At 48.3% G+C, this 13,884-nt stretch carries 12 protein-coding genes; 1 reads left to right on the forward strand and 11 read right to left on the reverse strand.

Annotated features, from left to right (window positions below):
- Positions 1-51 precede the first annotated feature (51 nt).
- The 9 genes from AEA42_RS19310 to mazG all read right to left on the reverse strand — a co-directional run bounded on the left by AEA42_RS19310 (position 52) and on the right by mazG (position 8,485).
- On the reverse strand, positions 52-687 hold the full coding sequence (locus AEA42_RS19310) for a protein-L-isoaspartate(D-aspartate) O-methyltransferase (RefSeq protein WP_055648575.1): 636 nt from the start codon (positions 685-687) through the stop codon (positions 52-54).
- Positions 684-1,433: a 5'/3'-nucleotidase SurE gene (gene surE, locus AEA42_RS19315; protein ID WP_037426213.1), complete on the reverse strand. Its 750-nt coding sequence runs from the start codon at positions 1,431-1,433 to the stop codon at positions 684-686. Before surE ends, AEA42_RS19310 begins: the two co-directional genes overlap by 4 nt.
- Complete coding sequence (locus AEA42_RS19320; RefSeq protein WP_055648576.1) at positions 1,430-2,557, reverse strand: tRNA pseudouridine(13) synthase TruD; 1,128 nt, start codon at positions 2,555-2,557, stop codon at positions 1,430-1,432. Before AEA42_RS19320 ends, surE begins: the two co-directional genes overlap by 4 nt.
- Positions 2,558-2,586: 29 nt before the next feature.
- The gene (ispF, locus tag AEA42_RS19325; RefSeq protein WP_055648577.1) at positions 2,587-3,066 is read right to left on the reverse strand and encodes a 2-C-methyl-D-erythritol 2,4-cyclodiphosphate synthase; all 480 of its coding nucleotides are present in this window, start codon (positions 3,064-3,066) and stop codon (positions 2,587-2,589) included.
- A gap of 51 nt (positions 3,067-3,117) precedes the next feature.
- Positions 3,118-3,867 (reverse strand): 2-C-methyl-D-erythritol 4-phosphate cytidylyltransferase, encoded by a 750-nt coding sequence (ispD, locus tag AEA42_RS19330; protein WP_037426221.1) that lies wholly within the window; start codon positions 3,865-3,867, stop codon positions 3,118-3,120.
- 10 nt (positions 3,868-3,877) lie between these two features.
- On the reverse strand, positions 3,878-4,177 hold the full coding sequence (gene ftsB / locus AEA42_RS19335) for a cell division protein FtsB (RefSeq protein WP_086023979.1): 300 nt from the start codon (positions 4,175-4,177) through the stop codon (positions 3,878-3,880).
- Positions 4,178-4,277: 100 nt separating this feature from the next.
- Positions 4,278-5,573, reverse strand: a complete 1,296-nt coding sequence (gene eno, locus AEA42_RS19340; protein ID WP_011621904.1) for a phosphopyruvate hydratase — start codon at positions 5,571-5,573, stop codon at positions 4,278-4,280.
- Between the two features lie 213 nt (positions 5,574-5,786).
- Positions 5,787-7,427 carry a CTP synthase gene (locus AEA42_RS19345; protein ID WP_055648578.1) on the reverse strand — a complete coding sequence of 547 codons (1,641 nt, stop codon included), beginning with the start codon at positions 7,425-7,427 and terminating at the stop codon, positions 5,787-5,789.
- 116 nt (positions 7,428-7,543) lie between these two features.
- Entirely contained in the window at positions 7,544-8,485 is a 942-nt protein-coding gene (gene mazG / locus AEA42_RS19350; protein ID WP_037426227.1) for a nucleoside triphosphate pyrophosphohydrolase, read from the reverse strand.
- Positions 8,486-9,457: 972 nt separating this feature from the next.
- On the opposite strand from mazG, the gene AEA42_RS19355 reads away from it, so the two are divergent.
- Positions 9,458-9,724 carry a hypothetical protein gene (locus AEA42_RS19355; protein ID WP_011073503.1) on the forward strand — a complete coding sequence of 89 codons (267 nt, stop codon included), beginning with the start codon at positions 9,458-9,460 and terminating at the stop codon, positions 9,722-9,724.
- Positions 9,725-10,131: 407 nt separating this feature from the next.
- Here AEA42_RS19355 and relA read toward each other — a convergent pair whose 3' ends face one another.
- Entirely contained in the window at positions 10,132-12,339 is a 2,208-nt protein-coding gene (gene relA, locus AEA42_RS19365) for a GTP diphosphokinase (RefSeq protein ID WP_037421144.1), read from the reverse strand.
- 190 nt (positions 12,340-12,529) lie between these two features.
- Positions 12,530-13,879 (reverse strand): 23S rRNA (uracil(1939)-C(5))-methyltransferase RlmD, encoded by a 1,350-nt coding sequence (gene rlmD, locus AEA42_RS19370; protein ID WP_055648579.1) that lies wholly within the window; start codon positions 13,877-13,879, stop codon positions 12,530-12,532.
- Positions 13,880-13,884: the final 5 nt, after the last annotated feature.

The raw sequence follows: 13,884 nt of genomic DNA on the forward strand, positions 1-13,884 counted from the left end.
CCTTTTTGGGGCTATCTTACTGTTTTAGTAATTTATAAATCGATAAACGCGCTATGCAAGCTCACCATTTACTAAAGGAACAAATTTGACTGTCTCTATCACTTCAGAACTAAAACTATCCAAGTGACGCGTAATCCGCATCAATTGCTGCGTTTCTTCACCCACGGGGATAATTAATACACCGCCTTCGGCTAACTGGGATAATAACGCTTCAGGAACCTTTGCGGCAGCTGCGGTGACCATAATGCCATTATAGGGACTACGATTCTGCCAGCCCTGCCAACCATCGCCATACTTAAAGGAAACATTATGCAGATCGAGCCGCTTTAATCTTTGCCTTGCTTGGATTTGTAACGTCTTTATACGTTCCACAGTGCAAAGCTCTGGTACTAATTGGGCGAGAATCGCCGCTTGATAACCTGAGCCCGTTCCTACTTCAAGCACCTTATGGGGTTTATGTTGAAGCAGTAACTCAGTCATTCGCGCGACGATATAAGGCTGAGAAATGGTTTGTCCTTGGCCAATAGGTAAAGCTGTATTCTCATAGGCTTTATGGGCTAACGCATTATCAAGAAACAATTCGCGTGGGGTATAGGATATTGCCTTAAGCACGGCTGGATTACGGATCCCCGCATCCTGAAGCTTTTTCGCTAAATTCACCGCCGATGTTAAGGCAACTCGAGTCATATTTTATCTACCCAATTTTGCAATATCGATAATTGTTTATACGCGGTCAAGTCTACGGTTAACGGAGTGATCGACACATAACCATGAGCAATGGCATGAAAATCGGTACCTTCACTCGCATCTTGTTCAACACCCGGTGGGCCGAGCCAAAAAATTTCTCGTCCTGCGGGATCTTGCGTACGCACAATGCCTTCAGCTTTATGCCGCGCTCCAAGGCGCGTCACTCTTATGCCTTTAATCTCATCCAACGGTAAATCCGGCACATTGATATTGAGGATCTGATCACTGGCAATCGGGTGCGCTAATAGCCCCTGCACGATTCGCCGCGCGTAAACGGCGGCAGTGTGATAATGCTTAAAGGCTTTGCCATTAAGCGAAATCGCTACTGCGGGGAAGCCTAAAAAACGCCCTTCCATTGCCGCCGCGACCGTGCCCGAATATAAAGTATCATCCCCCATATTCGCGCCAGCATTGATGCCCGATACCACCATATCAGGCTCACCATCACAGAGCTCCCGTATGGCTAAGTGGACGCAATCTGTTGGTGTACCGTACACCGAAATATAACCATTATCTAACCTATTAATTCTTAATGGATTAGTCAAGGTTAAAGAGTTACTTGCACCGGAACAATTACGATCAGGTGCGACCGTCATCACAGTGGCGATTTCGGCAAGCGCCTCCGTTAAGGCTTTTATTCCCGGCGCATTCACCCCATCATCATTGCTGACAAGGATGCGGATCATAAAGTGGACTCGCCATTGTCGATTAGATTGACCTCTGCAACATCGCTTTCAGTTGCAGTATTTGCCTCAGGAGCATTCGCATCCGGCGTAACTGTTGCTTGCCATTGCAGCTCTTTGACATCTTGATAATCAACCAGCTCTCTTAACAGCGATGTCGCAAAGCTACCCGCAGGTAAAATAAACTCGAGTACCAATCCATCCGCGGTTTGCTCGTATTTAAGTCCTTGAGGTTCCAGTAGCAATGGGCGGCGCTCCTGCTCAAGACCTGCGTGCTCAAGGCCGTAGCAATCGTCGCCCAGCTCAGCCATGGCTTGGGTTTCAACCTCAGCGGCTTCGCCCTGCGGCAGCATTTTTCCGCGGCCCCAGAGTGGCGCAGAAAGTTGAATATCCTTCTCAATCAAACGCTTTAATACCACTAAATCCCATTCAGGCGTAACGAAAAAGCTTTTGCTGCCCGCCAGCATCACACAATCCCCCGCTAAGGGTTTAGTGCCATAATTGGCTAAACGATAGGAGACAACGGTATTGAATAGGTTGGAGCGCACCGCAGACAGATACATGCTGCGCTTATTACGGTCTTTCACCTTTTTGCCCGCTAGCATTTGCCGACCAAGCACCAGGTTTTTACCATCGTGACCGAAACGCTGCTCACCAAAATAATTGGGCACACCGATTTGGCTGACTTTCTCGATGCGGCTGATAATGTCTTCCACGTTTGTGATATTGCGCAGGGTAAGGATAAAACGGTTGCCCAAGAGCGCGCCAATACGTAATTTTTTGCTGTGGCGACTACTGGATAATATGGTTAAACGTTCGCTGTTTAGCTCGCGCCACGCAGGGGTTTCTTTACCTGGGATACGAATGCCAAACCACTGTTCTGTGATGGCATTTTTATCTTTTTGTCCTGCATAGGTCACTTCTTTGGGATGAACCTTAGCGAACTTCGCCAGCATTTCAGCCACTTGTACCGTGTTCAATCCATCCTTACGAATGTGGACTAAATGATGTTCGCCCTCGCCCGACGGGCTAAAAGGCAAAATCTCTTTGACGATAAAGTCGCTGTTAACGGTTCTTAAATCTGCGGTGCCCGTCGGTTTGCCGTACAGGTAATGTAGTTCGCTCATGGGTCTTTCTTATCTCTTAAAGTTACAGACTATTGGCGGCTGAGTAATACGACGGCTTCGACCGCGATGCCTTCTTTACGGCCGGTAAATCCGAGTTTTTCTGTGGTAGTGGCCTTGACGTTGATATCTGCAATATCAGCATTAAGATCGGCTGCCAGCACGTGGCGCATATCCTCGATATGCGGCGCCATTTTAGGCGTCTGGGCAATAATAGTGACATCCAGATTACCCAGCTCAAATCCCTTCGCCCGCGCTAAGGCATAACAATGACGCAGCAAAACGCGACTATCGGCGCCCTTATAAGCGGCATCGGTATCAGGGAAATGTTTACCTATATCCCCAAGGGCCATCGCCCCTAAAATGGCATCAGAGATGGCATGCAGCACCACATCACCATCGGAATGAGCCACCAGCCCCGTTTCGTAGGGTACTTCGACCCCGCATAAAATTAACGGGCGCGGTTCACCAAATTTATGAACATCAAAACCATGGCCGATACGGATTTTCATGACTTATTTCCTAACGTATTTAATCAATTGCGCAATTCACTCAGCTTGCCTTCAAGCCTTAGCACGCAGTAAAAAAAGTTCTGCTAACTCCAAATCATCGGGATGGGTAACTTTAATGTTATCCGCCCGCCCAGCGACTAATCCAGGGGAAATTCCCGCCCATTCCATCGCCGAGGCTTCATCGGTCACAACGGCCCCTGCGGCAAGCGCGGCTTTTAAATGCAATCGCAACAAGGAGGTTGGGAATAACTGCGGCGTCAAGGCATGCCAGAGATTATCGCGGCAAACGGTCGAGCTGATTTCACCTAAGCTATTGGCGCGCTTCATGGTATCGCGGACTGGCATCGCCAAAATGGCACCTTGGGGAAAGTGCACCCGCGAAGCCAGCAATTTATCTATGTCTTGCGCCGTTAAGCAGGGTCTAGCCGCATCGTGTACTAAAGCCCAACCATTGTCGGGCGCCTTATCGAGTGCCGCCAGCACTGAGTCGGCGCGCTCAGAGCCGCCAATAACAGTCACCAGCTTGGGATGCTTGGCCTGGGGCAACGCGGCAAACTCGGTATCCTCAGGATGCAGCGCGACAATCACTTGGTTAATTTGCGGATGGGACAATAACTTGTCTAAGGTATGAGCCAGAATGCTTTGCCCCAACAAAGTTAAATATTGCTTGGGTTTACCCGCGCCCATGCGGCTGCCAATCCCTGCGGCTGGCACAATCGCAACCACATTAGGTGAAAAAGGATCCAGCTGAATAGCGACTTCTGTTTCAGTCTGTGGCGCGGCTTCTAAGACGATATCCATTTGTGCTCCGTTACTGCGAGGGACTCGATACTGCACGGTCACCGCCCACCACGCGATAGAAGGTCTCGCCTTCTTTCACCATGCCAAGCTCGTTACGCGCCCGCTCTTCAATCGCTTCGGTACCACTCTTAAGATCGATAATTTCTTCTTTAAGCACTTGGTTACGCTCATTGAGTTTTGCATTACCATCTTGCTGAGCAGCAATCTGTTTTTGCAGAACAAAGTATTCGGGCAGACTGTTATCGCCCGACCACAGCCGGTATTGCAGTAAACCGAGTAGCACTATGAGTGCAATGACAAAAAATTTCATGGAGGAATTAGCGTCAATGTCTTGGATTAAAAAAAGATACTGCAGATAGTACAACAAAAAAGGCCACCAAGTGGTGGCCTTTTTACATCGGTCGGCTAAATTACGCCTGACCTTTGATTTCCTTCAAACCGCGATACGGTGCTTTTTCACCTAATTGCTCTTCGATACGCAGCAATTGGTTGTATTTAGCCACACGGTCAGAGCGACACAATGAACCGGTCTTGATTTGGCCAGCCGCTGTACCTACCGCTAAATCAGCGATAGTAGCGTCTTCAGTTTCACCGCTACGGTGTGAAATAACCGCAGTGTAACCCGCCGCTTTTGCCATACGGATAGCCGCTAAGGTTTCAGTTAATGAACCGATTTGGTTGAACTTGATCAGGATTGAGTTAGCAATGCCATTCTCGATACCACGGGTTAAAATCTTAGTGTTAGTGACGAATAAATCGTCGCCCACTAATTGGATCTTGTCGCCCATGATCTTAGTTTGATATGCCCAACCATCCCAATCTGACTCGTCCAGACCGTCTTCAATAGAGACGATTGGATATTGCTCAGTCAGTGATTTCAGGAAGTCAGAGAAACCGTTTGAATCGAATACTTTGCCTTCGCCAGACAGGTCATATTTGCCGTCTTTGTAAAACTCAGAAGCCGCGCAGTCTAATGCCAGAGTCACGTCGGTACCCAGCTTGTAACCCGCTAATTCAACAGCTTCTTTGATTACCGCTAATGCATCTGCGTTAGAAGACAGGTTAGGTGCGAAACCACCTTCGTCACCCACAGAAGTGCTTAAACCTTTACCGTGCAGTACTTTTTTCAGGGTGTGGAAAATCTCAGCGCCCATACGTAAAGCTTCGCGGAAGTTTTTCGCGCCAACAGGTTGAACCATGAACTCTTGGATATCAACGTTGTTATCAGCGTGCTCACCACCGTTAAGGATGTTCATCATAGGCACTGGCATAGCGTATTGGCCAGGTGTGCCGTTTAATTCAGCGATGTGAGCGTATAGAGGCATGCCTTTGAATGCTGCAGCCGCTTTAGCCGCCGCTAAAGACACAGCCAGAATCGCGTTAGCGCCTAACTTGTCTTTGTTTTCAGTGCCGTCTAAGTCGATCATGATTTGATCGAGTTCTGCTTGTGCAGTCGCATCTTTACCGATTAACGCTGCACGGATAGGGCCGTTTACGTTAGCCACAGCAGTCAATACACCTTTACCTAAGTAACGGCTCTTGTCGCCATCACGCAGTTCCAGCGCTTCGCGGCTACCAGTAGAAGCACCAGATGGCGCAGCCGCCATACCGATAAAACCACCTTCTAAATGCACTTCGGCTTCAACTGTTGGGTTACCACGAGAATCCATAATCTCGCGACCAATCACGTTAATAATCTTAGCCATATTACCCTCGATTTAAGTTTAAAAGAGAAAAGAAAAAACCAATACCAATGGGAATTAACAGATGTAGAGTACGACCAAAATCTTTAAATTCCGTTTACTATTTCCGTCTAGACGCATGTCGTTTATACACATGGGTATGAGTTTTGACTCATGTTTACGCGGCCTGAGTGTAACAAAAGGCCGGGCCCACTGTCGCGGGTCCGGCCTTAAAATTTATTTCTTCAGATCACGTTTTTGATGTGCACTCGCGGCAGCAACGAAACCTTCGAACAATGGATGACCATCGCGTGGGGTCGAAGTAAATTCAGGGTGGAATTGACCCGCTACAAACCAAGGATGATCTTTGAGCTCAATCATCTCAACCAGTTTACGGTCAGAAGATAAACCACTAAATACCAGACCCGCTTGCTCTAAACGTTCTCTGTACTTGTTGTTCACTTCGTAACGGTGACGGTGACGCTCAACACAAGTGTTACCTTTGTACGCTTGCGCCGCTTTTGAGCCTTCCAGCAGGTGACATAACTGCGCACCTAAACGCATAGTGCCACCTAAATCAGAGGCTTCATGGCGTTGTTCAACATTACCTTCTTCGTCAACCCATTCAGTGATTAAGCCAACCACTGGGAATGGCGTTGCTTTATTGAATTCGGTTGAGTGAGCATCGGCCATGCCAGCAACGTTACGGGCAAATTCAATCAGTGCCACTTGCATACCTAAACAGATACCAAAGTATGGCAGGTTGTTTTCACGGGCAAATTTAGCCGCCAGAATCTTACCTTCCACACCGCGCTCACCGAAGCCCCCTGGGACTAAGATACCGTCTAAACCTTGTAAGACTTCATCGCCTTTGGCTTCAACGGTTTGTGAGTCGATATACTTGATAGTCACAGATACGCGGTTTTTCAGGCCTGCGTGTTTTAACGCTTCGTTGACTGATTTATAGGCGTCTGGCAGTTCGATGTATTTACCCACCATACCAATCACGACTTCGCCGTTTGGATTGGCTTCTTGGTAAATGACGTTTTCCCACTCAGACAAGTCAGCTTCGCGGCATTCTAAGCCAAAACGCTTAACCACTAAGTCATCTAAACCCTGTGAGCGCAGCAGCGCAGGGATCTTGTAGATGCTGTCGACGTCTTTTAATGAAATAACCGCACGTTCTTCAACGTTACAGAATAACGAAATCTTCGCACGCTCGTTGGCAGGAATCGCACGGTCGCCACGGCAGATCAATACGTCTGGTGCAATACCGATAGAACGCAACTCTTTTACAGAGTGTTGAGTCGGTTTCGTTTTCACTTCGCCCGCAGCGCCTAAGAATGGCACTAAGGTTAAATGCATAAACAGGGTACGATCGCGGCCCAGTTCAACGCCTAATTGGCGAATAGACTCAAGGAATGGCAGTGATTCAATATCACCCACAGTACCGCCGATTTCAACGATAGCCACATCGTGACCTTCGCCACCAGCTAATACTTTTTCTTTGATCGCGTTAGTGATGTGCGGGATCACCTGAATTGTCGCGCCTAAATAGTCACCGCGACGTTCTTTACGTAATACTTCTTCGTAAATACGGCCTGTGGTGAAGTTGTTGCGACGATTCATCTTAGTGCGGATGAAACGCTCATAGTGGCCTAGGTCGAGGTCTGTTTCTGCGCCGTCCTCAGTCACAAACACTTCACCATGTTGCGTTGGGCTCATGGTACCTGGATCAACGTTAATGTATGGGTCCAGTTTCATGATGGTTACATTGAGACCACGGGCCTCTAAAATTGCGGCTAATGAAGCGGCTGCAATGCCTTTACCTAGTGATGAAACCACACCACCAGTAACGAAGATATACCTTGTAGTCATGCTGAACCTGAGAAAATGAGTTTGAAAATACGTGCTTGTAAGAAAGCACTAGGACGGGGCAGTAGTATACCAAAGGTGTTGCCATTCGACAAACACCAATCAGGATAATTTGCCCTTTATCTTGGCTCGCCCTGTTTAACCTTATCCCAGTAGGCATCTAACTCTTCTAAGCTATGTTCTTCTAATGCTTTATTATTTTGTCTTGCAAATGCCTCTACACCTTTAAAACGGCGTTCAAATTTAACATTGGCTTGGCGCAGCGCTTGTTCTGGGTCCACCTTTAAATGACGCGCCAAATTCACCACTGCAAATAATAAGTCACCCATTTCGGCCTGAACTTTGGCTTGGTCGAGCGTTGGCTGGTTCACCTCCGCCAGCACTTCCTCAATTTCCTCATGGATTTTTGCGACAACGGGCTCAAGCTCAGGCCAATCGAACCCAACGCGCGCGACCCGCTGTTGAATTTTGATAGAACGGGATAACGCTGGCTGTGCGCGCGGAATATCATCCAGCACAGAAACCTCGCTTGGTGAAGTCACCCCAGCCGCTAATGCCTTTTGCTCACGCTCGCTGGCTTTGATTGCTTCCCAATTGACCTTCATTTGCTGACTACTAGCATCGGCCTCAAACGTGGCTTCGCCAAACACGTGGGGATGACGGCGGGTGAGTTTGTCGGTGATTTTATTGACGACAGTGCTGAAATCGAACCTGCCCTGCTCTTTACCTAGCTGGCAATAAAATACCACTTGGAATAATAAATCCCCCAGTTCATCGGGCAATTCGTCTAAGGCTAAACGTTCAATCGTATCGGCCACCTCATAGGCCTCTTCGAGGGTAAAAGGCACTATGGTTTGAAATGTCTGCGCCTTATCCCAAGGACAACCCGTTTGCGGATCGCGCAGCTTCTCCATAATCTTCAATAGTGGAGCGACATCGGTTGCTGAAACTGCTGCTGCGGGAAGCTTGTTTGGTGATGGCACTTTTGAAGAGAGTTCTTTTGTGGATAGCTCTGTTGCTGAAAGCTCAGTAGTAGAAGAAGGCGTGATATGGGAAGTCATGCTGATATCCTTTCAAGAGAGTCGACACAGGCCAATGCGCCGGATGCGTAAACAGGAATACACTCAAGCTGAGTCGCAACTAAGGCTGTAATAAGGGCAATAAAGCGCTAATGATAAAGTAGCCAAGCTCAAAGTGCTATTTTGAGTCTGATATTAGGCTTTAACGAAGAGGATATGCCCTAAAACTAGATAAGTATGTCGTCAGGTGTGTAGGATGAATTGTCATTGTTTCCCCAGTGACACGCCGTGAATATGTCCCTATAGGCTCGACGGCGACATCCATGTCGCCAACGGTCACAGTTGCAACAATGACAATCTTTACGACCATCGAACTGTTCATCTGGCTAAAAGCTTTTTGCCCCAAAGTGTGTTTTGCAGTTCAAAAGGGAAATAGACCAAGTAAAGCTTTGCCTATAGAAAAGTTGATGGTTCGACTTAGAAGTTATGTATCCCATCTTTTTCGTAGTTTGAATACTTTAATCAAAATCAAAGTCGTGGGGCTTCCCCCCACACCCGACCAAGGAGGACTGCTCGTCCTATCCTCCTTGGATGCTCCAAGACGCCCCAACGGAGTTGAAAGCCCCTTGTGCTCATTGACAAATTTGCTATCGCTTCCGAAGGATGCGTCCCTGCACCTGCGAAAGCTAGCTCGCCATCCGTGGCGAGACTCACGCAATTTGTCTATTCGCCCGCGGCAACTCCGAGGGGAGGTGTATTCCTTGGAGTTTTGAGTCGTTAGATAGCGATTCATCTGCAAAAAATAAGCGTGAAAGAATGGAAAAAGGTAAAACGATATCAAGTAATTACCATCAAACTGTATATAAAAATCGCTACCGCAAAAAAGTTAATTCCTATAGCATCATTGATATCACTTGAAATGGATGTGGCAGCGGCCAAGTCCAACAAGCGATTTATGCCCTGCAAACAGCGCAGCGCATAAATACTAAGACGTTAGCCATACAAGGAAAATGCGTGCAGATTACAGTAAAAGGGCCAAGTTTCTGGTGTCAGGAAGATGAAGATAAGTTTTTTGAGTGGATTTACTCTCTGCCAAATTATCAGTCGGTAACTGGCCGCGGCTTGGATTTAATAATTGAGCTAAATGAGCCAGTATCGCAGAGTACAATAAACCAGTTGTTCGTATTATTTAAACGTTGGGAGCTAGATTTTAACTCTTTGGCTCCTCTAAAAAATGTCAACAAAAGCCATGTCGCTTGGATCAATGAGTTCTTCAAGTAAAGTATGGTTACCAAGGCTAGGCATGGCGACGTCTTTTTTCCTCCGACTTCGCCCCCAAGACAAAGCTGCTCATGCTGGCGGCGTTATCTCCATAGAATTTTTAATCCGAAACAAACTAGTTAGAGTTAAGGATTTAACTCGGGAATGTCCCAAAGCATGCTGTGTGTCTCTTTAAAACCTACAGCCAACAACGATGCTAGGAAGCTGAGCAATGGTGATTTGCGAGACGACCGTCCGCCCCACGGATGGGGCGGTCGAGCATCCAAGGACGGACTCGCTGCGCGTCGGGGAGCAAATGCCATTGCTCAGAATGGTGAACAGCCTCCGCCCCCCCAATCTATATCTCTTATCAAAGTTTTCCATATTGCTAATTTCGAGGCTAATCGCTTCGAAAGGTATTGCTAACCTTAAAGCCGTCTTGCTTCTATCACGCTATCAACTTGGGAGAGCTTAGATAACACCCGCGATAAGCCATCGAGATTATAAAGCTCTAATTCCAGCTCAATGGCTGCCGTTTGATTCTTAATATCCGATGACGAGCTCATGGCAAGTACATTGGACTTTTCGGCGGCGAGTACTGAGGTGAGATCCCGCAATAAGCCGCTGCGATCATGGGCTAATACGCGCAGACGCATACGATAACCGCCGGAGTAATTTTCGCCCCAAACCACATCGACGCCACGCTCTGGGTGAACGCGCATCAACTCTTTCACCTGCTCACAGTCGGAGCGATGCACCGAAATACCACGCCCTTTGGTGATAAAGCCTAAAATCTCATCCCCTGGCACGGGCTGGCAGCAACGGGCGATATGACTAAGTAAGTTACCCACGCCATTCACTTCCACCTGCCCACGGCTGTTGGTACCAGATTTGGGTTGGCTCTTCTTAACTAATTCTTCAACTGCATCTTCTTCGCTAGCCTCATCGAGGCGCAACTTACTTTGGATATGGTTAACGACTTGATGTAACCGCACATCACCGCCGCCAATTGCCGCAAGTAAGTCGTCCATACTCGCCATATTAAAGCGCTCAACGGCAATGGCTGCATCTTTGATTTTAAGGCTCACTCGCGCCAGCTCGGCTTCGAGCATTTCTTTACCGGCGATAATGTTTTTATCGCGGTCTTGCTGCTTAAACCAATGCTGAATTTTCGAGCGCGCCCGCGAGGTGCGGATATAACCTAAGTTTGGATTGAGCCAATCGCGCTTAGGATTAGGGTGCTTCGAGGTAATGATCTCGATACGCTCACCCGTTTCAACCTGATAAGTAAACGGCACAATGCGGCCATCGACCTTAGCACCGATACACTTATGGCCGACCTGCGAGTGAATATAATAGGCAAAGTCGAGCACGGTTGAGCCAAGTGGCAAGTCAACCACTTCACCGCTTGGGGTAAACACATAGACTCGGTCTTCAAACACTTGGCTGCGGACTTCTTCGACCAAGTTGCCGCTTTCGACCACGTCCTCCTGCCATTGCAGAATTTTTCGCAGCCAATTGATTTTTTCTTCGTAACCGCTTTGCTTACCGGAGTGATTACCTTCTTTATATTTCCAGTGCGCGGCAACCCCAAGCTCTGCATCTTCATGCATATCTTGGGTACGAATTTGAATTTCAACGGTTTTCCCCTCAGGCCCCACCACAACCGTATGGATGGATTGATAACCGTTAGGTTTAGGGTTGGCCACGTAGTCGTCGAACTCGCGTGGAATATGGTGCCATAGCGTGTGCACGACCCCTAAGGCGCCGTAGCAGTCCTGCAAACGTTCGGTGACAATCCGCACGGCGCGCACGTCAAACAACTCATCAAACTTGAGGTGTTTGCCCTTCATCTTGCGCCAGATGCTGTAGATATGTTTTGGACGACCATACACCTTAGCGCGGATATGATCCTCATCGAGGCGCTGCTGCAACTGCTCGACAAATTTTTCGATATAGACTTCGCGGTCTAACCGCTTACCATCAAGCTGTTTGGCAATGTCCTTGTAGGTATCTGGATGCAGATAACGGAAGGAAATATCTTCTAATTCCCACTTTAACTGACCAATCCCCAAACGGTTAGCGAGCGGCGCATAGATATCGGCAATTTCACGGGCCAGCAAGACGCGGGTTTCTTCGTCGGCATTTTTCACGGCGCGCAGCAAACAAACACGCTCGGCCAGTTTTATCACCACGGCGCGCACGTCTTCGACCATCGCCAGCAACATGCGGCGGATATTGTCGATTTGCGGCTCGGTTGAGCGGCTATTGGGATTGATTTTTAACGCGCCAATGGCATCCATGGTCACCACGCTGGCGACTAACCGCGCCAGCGGCTCACCAAACTTTTCTTTGATCGCTTCTTCATCTAATAAACCGGCATCAAACACCACAAACAGGATGGCCGCTTGCAGCGTCTCAATGTCCATATTCAGCGGCGCGAGGATTTCAATCATCTCGCGGGCACGTTCGAGCAGTTCTCTTTTCGCGGCAGGACTCTTAGCGGGTAAAGCATCGACCTGCTCAATCAGGGCGAGTAAGGTTTGCGCCTCATCGACATGACTAACATAGCGAGCCACCCACTCTTCAAGATGAAAATCGGGATCATTAAAGTGCGCTTCGCGAACAGAGACCATCTTAATTTGTTTCCTTATTCGTGCTCAGAGAAAAGTGGCACCACCTCGGCACTCCTATCTTCAGCATTGGCACGGACTTGTCAAACCCAACGAGACGAAACTTCACATTTTTTACGTTATTCAAACGCTTTGCTTACTTTACACTCAAATAACGCGGGCAAGTGAGAAAACCTTGCCCCACCGATAAGCCTTATTTTGCAAGCTCAAACAACGCCATGGCTTCGATATGATGTGTCTGCGGGAACATATCGATTAAGCCTAACTTTTGTAACTTGTAGCCACGTTCGAGCAACACCGCACTGTCGCGGGCTAAGCTCGCCGGATTACAAGACACATACACCACTTGGCGGGGCTTCATCTTCTTAAGCCATTGCAAACTCTCAAATGCACCCGCGCGCGCAGGGTCGAGTAGCAATTTATCAATCTTGCCCATCCAAGGCTCGCAGGATAAATCGGCACTTAAGTCGCCATGGTAAAAGGTTAAATTGCTTAAGCCATTTGCAGCCGCGTTTTCACGGGCTTGGCTAACCATTTCTGGCACCCCTTCAACCCCAATCACTTCGGCGCCCAGTTTAGCTAAAGGCAAACTGAAGTTCCCCATACCGCAGAAGAGATCGAGAATGCGCTCACCCGGCTGCGGTGCTAACCAGTCTAACGCCTGCGCCACCATGGCCTTGTTAATTTGCGCATTGACTTGCACAAAGTTGCCAGGGGTAAAGGTTAAGCTCACAGGGGTTGCATCAGCTTTATCATCGAGCAACTGGTAAACGGGCAATAACAGCGTGCCATTTACTCCATGGAACTCGCCGTTGTTGTCTTGTAAACAAATATGGATTTGATGCTGCTCGGCAAACTGCGCAAGCTTTGCCATATCCTTATCGTTTAAGGATTTAGTGATTCGAATTACCGCAAAATGACCATTGTCGGCGTCAATCAATTCTAAGTGCCCAAGACTCGATTTGGCCGCAAGTTGATTAAGTAACTTAGCAAACGGGGCGATTAAATCCGCTAAGGGCTTAGCCAAGACTAAACAGCTATCAATAGGCACGACTTGGTTGCTGCTCGATGCACGAAACCCTAAGCTCAACTGCTTGGTATTTTTATCAAATAGAGTCGCAAGGCGTGCGCGGCGGCGATAGTGCCAGCCTTCGCCTGTCAATGCGGGCACGGAGTTGCCTTCGGCGCCGGCAAACTTGGCCATAATATCAATCAAGGCCGCCGACTTATGCTCGCGCTGCCCCGTTAATGACATATGCTGCAAATCACAGCCACCACAGCTTTGGTAGTGTGGACATAACGGCGTGACTCGCTCAGCGCTTGGCGTCTCGACTTTAATCAGCTTGGCTCGGGCATAGTTTTTCTTTTGTTCGGTCAGCTGCGCCTGCACGGTTTCACTGGGCAAGGCGCCGGGGATAAATACGACTTTTCCCTGATGTTGTGCTATACCTGCCCCAAGGTGATCGAGCTGTTGCACGCTAAAGGATTGCTTCGCGGACAATTGCTTGGAACTATTTGGTTTTGCTTTAAAAAATTGTGCCATTTCGG

It is taken from the genome of Shewanella sp. Sh95 (assembly GCF_001308045.1).
GTDB lineage: Bacteria > Pseudomonadota > Gammaproteobacteria > Enterobacterales > Shewanellaceae > Shewanella > Shewanella xiamenensis.

What these genes read in the sequence shown, in the direction of transcription:
- ftsB (WP_086023979.1), bottom strand. Translation starts at nt 4,177, where the DNA reads ATGAAATTTTTTGTCATTGCACTCATAGTGCTACTCGGTTTACTGCAA.
- surE (WP_037426213.1), bottom strand. Translation starts at nt 1,433, where the DNA reads ATGATCCGCATCCTTGTCAGCAATGATGATGGGGTGAATGCGCCGGGA.
- ispF (WP_055648577.1), bottom strand. Translation starts at nt 3,066, where the DNA reads ATGAAAATCCGTATCGGCCATGGTTTTGATGTTCATAAATTTGGTGAA.
- relA (WP_037421144.1), bottom strand. Translation starts at nt 12,339, where the DNA reads ATGGTCTCTGTTCGCGAAGCGCACTTTAATGATCCCGATTTTCATCTT.
- rlmD (WP_055648579.1), bottom strand. Translation starts at nt 13,879, where the DNA reads ATGGCACAATTTTTTAAAGCAAAACCAAATAGTTCCAAGCAATTGTCC.
- mazG (WP_037426227.1), bottom strand. Translation starts at nt 8,485, where the DNA reads ATGACTTCCCATATCACGCCTTCTTCTACTACTGAGCTTTCAGCAACA.
- eno (WP_011621904.1), bottom strand. Translation starts at nt 5,573, where the DNA reads ATGGCTAAGATTATTAACGTGATTGGTCGCGAGATTATGGATTCTCGT.
- AEA42_RS19320 (WP_055648576.1), bottom strand. Translation starts at nt 2,557, where the DNA reads ATGAGCGAACTACATTACCTGTACGGCAAACCGACGGGCACCGCAGAT.
- AEA42_RS19310 (WP_055648575.1), bottom strand. Translation starts at nt 687, where the DNA reads ATGACTCGAGTTGCCTTAACATCGGCGGTGAATTTAGCGAAAAAGCTT.
- AEA42_RS19345 (WP_055648578.1), bottom strand. Translation starts at nt 7,427, where the DNA reads ATGACTACAAGGTATATCTTCGTTACTGGTGGTGTGGTTTCATCACTA.
- ispD (WP_037426221.1), bottom strand. Translation starts at nt 3,867, where the DNA reads ATGGATATCGTCTTAGAAGCCGCGCCACAGACTGAAACAGAAGTCGCT.